6 protein-coding genes are annotated in these 4996 nt (G+C 62.7%); 3 read left to right on the top strand and 3 right to left on the bottom strand.

What is annotated here, in order from left to right; genetic code table 11:
• Both aroC and B4E36_RS22880 read left to right on the top strand, forming a co-directional pair.
• A partial coding sequence (aroC, locus tag B4E36_RS22885; protein WP_345900853.1) for a chorismate synthase occupies nucleotides 1–770 on the top strand: 770 nt, incomplete at its 5' end.
• Nucleotides 771–831: 61 nt separating this feature from the next.
• The gene (locus B4E36_RS22880) at nucleotides 832–1257 is read left to right on the top strand and encodes a DUF983 domain-containing protein (protein WP_292056195.1); all 426 of its coding nucleotides are present in this window, start codon (nucleotides 832–834) and stop codon (nucleotides 1255–1257) included.
• 38 nt (nucleotides 1258–1295) lie between these two features.
• On the opposite strand, the gene B4E36_RS22875 is transcribed toward B4E36_RS22880, so the two are convergent.
• Both B4E36_RS22875 and B4E36_RS22870 read right to left on the bottom strand, forming a co-directional pair.
• Entirely contained in the window at nucleotides 1296–2213 is a 918-nt protein-coding gene (locus B4E36_RS22875) for a sensor domain-containing diguanylate cyclase (protein ID WP_292056194.1), read from the bottom strand.
• Nucleotides 2214–2315: 102 nt separating this feature from the next.
• Nucleotides 2316–2993, bottom strand: a complete 678-nt coding sequence (locus tag B4E36_RS22870) for a spermidine synthase (protein WP_292056191.1) — start codon at nucleotides 2991–2993, stop codon at nucleotides 2316–2318.
• A 289-nt stretch (nucleotides 2994–3282) separates the two neighbouring features.
• Here B4E36_RS22870 and rpmG point away from each other — a divergent pair, with 289 nt between their 5' ends.
• Nucleotides 3283–3450, top strand: a complete 168-nt coding sequence (rpmG, locus tag B4E36_RS22865) for a 50S ribosomal protein L33 (protein ID WP_018066542.1) — start codon at nucleotides 3283–3285, stop codon at nucleotides 3448–3450.
• A gap of 68 nt (nucleotides 3451–3518) precedes the next feature.
• On the opposite strand, the gene B4E36_RS22860 is transcribed toward rpmG, so the two are convergent.
• Entirely contained in the window at nucleotides 3519–4736 is a 1218-nt protein-coding gene (locus B4E36_RS22860) for an MFS transporter (protein ID WP_345900852.1), read from the bottom strand.
• Nucleotides 4737–4996 lie beyond the last annotated feature (260 nt).

Raw genomic sequence — 4996 nt, 5'->3', positions numbered from 1 at the left:
CCGGCCATGCCGATTACACCTATGATGTGAAATACGGCCTGCGCGACTATCGCGGCGGCGGTCGCTCGTCGGCGCGCGAGACCGCGGCCCGCGTCGCCGCCGGCGCGATCGCCCGCAAGGTGCTGCCCGATGTGACCTATCGCGGCGCGCTGGTGCAGATCGGCAAGCACAGGATCAACCGCGACAACTGGGACTGGAACGAGATCGCCAACAACGCCTTCTTCTGCCCGGACCCCGAAATGGTGCCGGTCTGGGAGGATTATCTCGATCAAATCCGCAAGGCCGGCTCCTCCGTTGGCGCAGTGGTCGAGGTGGTGGCCGAAGGTGTGCCGGCGGGCCTCGGCGCGCCGATCTATGCCAAGCTCGACCAGGAGATCGCCGCCGGGCTGATGTCGATCAACGCGGTCAAGGGCGTCGAGATCGGCGAAGGCTTCAATGCCGCAGAGCTTACCGGCGAGGAAAATGCCGACGAGATGCGGATCGGCAATGACGGCCGGCCGCGGTTTCTCTCCAACCATGCCGGCGGCATTCTCGGCGGGATTTCGACCGGGGAGCCGATCGTCGCCCGCTTCGCCGTGAAGCCGACCTCATCGATCCTGACCACGCGCCAGACGATCGACAAGGACGGCAAGGAAGTCGACCTGCGCACCAAGGGCCGCCACGACCCCTGCGTCGGCATTCGCGCCGTGCCGATCGGCGAGGCCATGCTTGCATGCACGATCGCCGATCACTACCTGCTGGATCGCGGCCAGACCGGCCGGCTCGACTGACCGATGGCGATTGCCTTTGGCGCGCCATTCTGAAACAGTCGGACGCTTCACGGAGACGATCATGGCCGACCAAGCCAATCATCATCGCTACGGCGAGAAAAGCGACCGCCAGCGGATGCCCGCGATCATCAACGGGCTGAAATGCCGCTGCCCGGCCTGCGGCGAGGGCAAGCTGTTTTCCCGCTACCTGAAGACCGTCGATGCCTGCGAGGCCTGCGGTACCGAAATCCATCACCACCGCGCCGATGACCTGCCGGCCTATCTCGTCATCCTCATCCTCGGCCATTTCATGGTCGGCGGCTACATGACCGGCGCGGAACTGCTGGATGTGCCGGACTGGGTCCATCTCGCCATCTGGGTGCCGCTGACGGCAATCGCCGCCTTCGCGATCATCCAGCCCATCAAGGGCGCCGTCGTCGGGCTGCAATGGGCGCTGAAAATGCACGGCTTCGACGGCAAGGGCGACGACCAGCCGGCCGAATACTGACGCGCCGGCCGTTCTCCGCCAGCATCATCAGGTCCTTCTCAAGCAGCGATTTCCGCCACGCAGACCCTGTTCTTCCCCTCGCTCTTGGCGCGGTAAAGCGCTTCGTCGGCGCGCGCATAGAGTTCGCTCTGCGCTTCGCCCGGTATAACCGATGCCACGCCGGCCGAGCAGGAGTAGAAAAATTCCGGGTGATCCGGGAACGGCCGCAGCGAACTGATCTGCGCCAGCATGCGGTTGATGATCACGATCGCTTCCGCGCCGGTCGTGGCCGGCAGCACAAGGCCGAACTCCTCGCCGCCCAGACGCCCGAAACAATCGGTTCTGCGCACCTGCAGCGAGATTTCGCGGGCGAAGTCGATCAACAGCCGGTCGCCGGAAAAATGGCCGAAACGATCATTGACCTGTTTGAAATTATCGAGATCGAGAATGGCGAAACAGCCGGGGCGGCCATTGGCTGCCACGCCGTCCCGGGCGATCATGTCGTTCAGCCGCTCCATCACGAAGCGCCGGTTGGCGATCCCCGTCAGGTCGTCGGTCAGCGAGCGCCTGAGCGCGATATCGCGCTCCTGTCGCAACACGCTGTCCTTGACGAGCAGCTTGGTAATATCGCTGGCAATGCAGACCATCCAGCCGTCCTCGTCGACGGTTTCGGTCATCCACAGCCAGCTTCCATCGTGGACATCGGTCTCGAAGGCGCGGAACGGCACCTTGCCGCGCCGCGACAGCGTGCCCTTCAGCCAGAGATCGAAATCGGCCTCGCCGATAACCGTCCCGCGACGCGCCTCGAAATTGCGCCGCATCATATCGCCCCAGTATGGATATTCCTCCTCCGTGAGGAAGAACGCCTCCCGGTACAGCCGGTTGGCATAGACCAGGACATCGTTCTCATCGAAAACCGCGAACATGACACCCGCTGTCTCGATGAACCGCAGAATTTTCCTCAGTTTTCGTTCCATATCGGCGCGATCGTTGTTTTGGCCCGCACTACTTCGAAACTAATCTCAGATATGGGCCGGTTGAGACACAGGACAAGCATCCGCCTTAAGCCAACTCTCAGTTTATCTGTGGCCGACGCCCAGCCAGATGACATGCTTCGCGCCGCGGCGTTTGGCATTGGCGCGGACGGTCCGGACCTCCGTGGCAAAGCCGGCTTTCTCCATCCTGGCGGTGAAGCGCGGATCCGGACCGGACGACCAGACCGCGAGAACGCCGCCAGGGCGCAGCGCCCTTCCGGAACGCCCCAGGCCGCCTGCATCATAAAGCCTGTCATTGGAGGCGCGCGTCAGCCCGTCGGGACCGTTGTCGACATCGAGCAGGATCGCGTCGAATGCCGATTTCGATTTCCCGATCAGGATTGCGACATCGCCGGTATGAATTTCAACGCGGGGATCATCGAGCGATCCCTTGAAGACTGCGGCCATCTCGCCGCGCGCCCATTTCACCACCGCCGGCACCAGTTCGGCCACCACGACCCTGGCATCGTCAGGCAGAACGGCAAGGGCGGCGCGCAGCGTGAACCCCATGCCGAGCCCGCCGATCAGGACCACGGGACCGGCGCGCTGCCCAAGCCGCGCGCAGGAAAGCTCCGCCAGCGCCTCCTCGGAGCCCGAGAGTCGGCTGTTCATCAGCTCGTTCGAGCCGAGCATGATCGAGAATTCATCGCCGCGCCGCTTCAGACGCAGCGTGCCGCTCTCGCCGGGAATGTCAGCGGTATCAAGCTCTATCCATGGAATCATCGGCGCAATCAGGCAGGTTTGTTGTGAGTGGTTGTTACTTAACTCGCCCAAAATCGCACTCACTGCAACGGATCAGCGAAGAAATGCGCCAAGTTTGGCTTTTGAAGCCGGTCCGTATTGACTTTTACGCCAGGATTCGTAGTGTCCCGCCAGATTTTGCCGTGGCCACCGGTCCGGCGAGCATGCGAGGCGTCCGATGCGGGCGCTTCTTGATTTTCAAATTAAAGTCCGGGCGTACCGGTTCCGTTTTCCATCAGGGAGAGCGGATTGCTCTTGAAGGCGGAATAAAATGGCAAAGGCAACAACGATCAAGATCAAGCTGCTGTCGACGGCAGACACCGGCTTTTTCTACGTCACCAAGAAGAACAGCCGCACGATGACGGAAAAGATGGTCAAGACCAAATACGATCCGATCGCGCGCAAGCACGTCGAGTTCAAGGAAGCCAAGATCAAGTAATCGCGGCTTTCCATCGGCATTTTTTGAACGCGTGGGCTCTCGCCCGCGCGTTTTTTTTCGTTTGGGGGTCATGCAGAGGCGCGCGCGATCAGTTTGCCGCGCAGGCCGAACATCAGCACCGCAAGCGCGGTGCAGACGATACCCATGGCGATGATCTGGCCCGGATAGCTGACATCCCAGTCGATCAGATAGCCCGTCAGCCCCGGACCTAAGGCTGTCGAGAACACCATGAACGCAATCACGCTCGCCCGGATGCTGCCGAGATAGCGCGACCCGTAAAGCTCGGGCCAAAGCGCGCCGTTGAGCGTACTCGATGCGCCCATGGCGCAGCCGATCAGCGGCATGAAGACGTAGGGGCTCCACGATGCGCCCGTCAGGCCCATGATGAAACAGGCGACGACCAGCGGCAGCAGCATGAAGGGCATGACCGCGACGGAGGAAAACCGGTCGACGAGCACACCGGTCACCAGCATCGCGGTGAGGCTCGCGATAGACAGCAGGAAAAACGAGCCCGCGAACATCTCAAGCGTCCAGCCCCTGAGCTCCACCATATAGACCTGATGGAAGAAGATCGTGGTGCCGATGAAGGGCGGCGCGAGAAACACCGCCAGCACCGGCCAGAACAGCGGATCGCGCAGGACTTCGCCGCGCGTCCAGTCGCGCTGGGTAACGGCGGCACCGTCATCTGAGGAGGCAGACTGCGGCTCGCGCTCCACCCTCATCAGCGCCACCACCACCGGCAGGCCAATGACGAGAATCAGTGCGGCCGCGGCAATCCAGGCTCCCCGCCATCCGATGAGCCCGGAAACAGCAACGAAAATCAAAGGAAAGCTTGCCTCGCCAACCTGAAAGCCAAGCGAGGACAGCGATACCGCCCGGCCCCGCCTGGCGTTGAACCAGCGCCCCATGGCCGTCACCGCGATATGGCTCATCATCCCCTGGCCGAACAGGCGCAGCATGTAGAGCGAGAGGAACAGAAGCACGATCCAGTGCGACAGCGCCATGATGACCGTGGCAAGCGCCAGCAGCGGCATGACGATCAGCACCAGATAGACCACGCTTTTGTAATCCACGATCCGGCCGAATCGCGCCAGCGTCAGCGCGCTCAACAGCGTGGCGCCCATGTAGAGCAGGCCGAAATCGCCATGGCTGAGATTGTATTCGGCGCGAATCTCGCCGGCGGACAGAGAGATGAAATAGGTCTGACCGAAGGCCGTGAAATAGTTCATCACGAAGGCGCCGCCCACCCAGCGGGCGTTTTCGCGCAGGAATGAAAAGAAATGCATGTCGAAGCCCCTGAACCAGGCGAACCGAAGGCGACAGCCGCCCTCCTCCCGGTCTGCCGATCCGGGGCCTCCCTGGGATCGGGAGACTGAGCGAAGTCAGGTTAGCCCCACGGCTTGCCGCAGCGCAACCCCTGTCACGGATGCGGGTCGTCGCCGGGCTCGGACCGCGCCGGCGAAGCCTTCGCCCGCTTGGCCGCCTTGTTTTCCGCCCGGCGCTCCGTCTTGCGGCGGCGGCGTTCGCGGCGGGCGTGGTTGAAGGC

Source organism: Martelella sp. UBA3392 (genome assembly GCF_002358775.1).
In the GTDB taxonomy this organism is placed as follows: Bacteria; Pseudomonadota; Alphaproteobacteria; order Rhizobiales; family Rhizobiaceae; genus Martelella; species Martelella mediterranea.
Note: the sequence above shows the minus strand (reverse complement) of the source record. Positions and strands in the feature narration are given on the sequence as shown.

Bases quoted from the DNA above. Each gene is read 5' to 3' on its own strand.
- B4E36_RS22880 (WP_292056195.1), top strand. From the start codon at position 832: ATGGCCGACCAAGCCAATCATCATCGCTACGGCGAGAAAAGCGACCGC.
- B4E36_RS22875 (WP_292056194.1), bottom strand. From the start codon at position 2,213: ATGGAACGAAAACTGAGGAAAATTCTGCGGTTCATCGAGACAGCGGGT.
- B4E36_RS22870 (WP_292056191.1), bottom strand. From the start codon at position 2,993: ATGATTCCATGGATAGAGCTTGATACCGCTGACATTCCCGGCGAGAGC.
- rpmG (WP_018066542.1), top strand. From the start codon at position 3,283: ATGGCAAAGGCAACAACGATCAAGATCAAGCTGCTGTCGACGGCAGAC.
- B4E36_RS22860 (WP_345900852.1), bottom strand. From the start codon at position 4,736: ATGCATTTCTTTTCATTCCTGCGCGAAAACGCCCGCTGGGTGGGCGGC.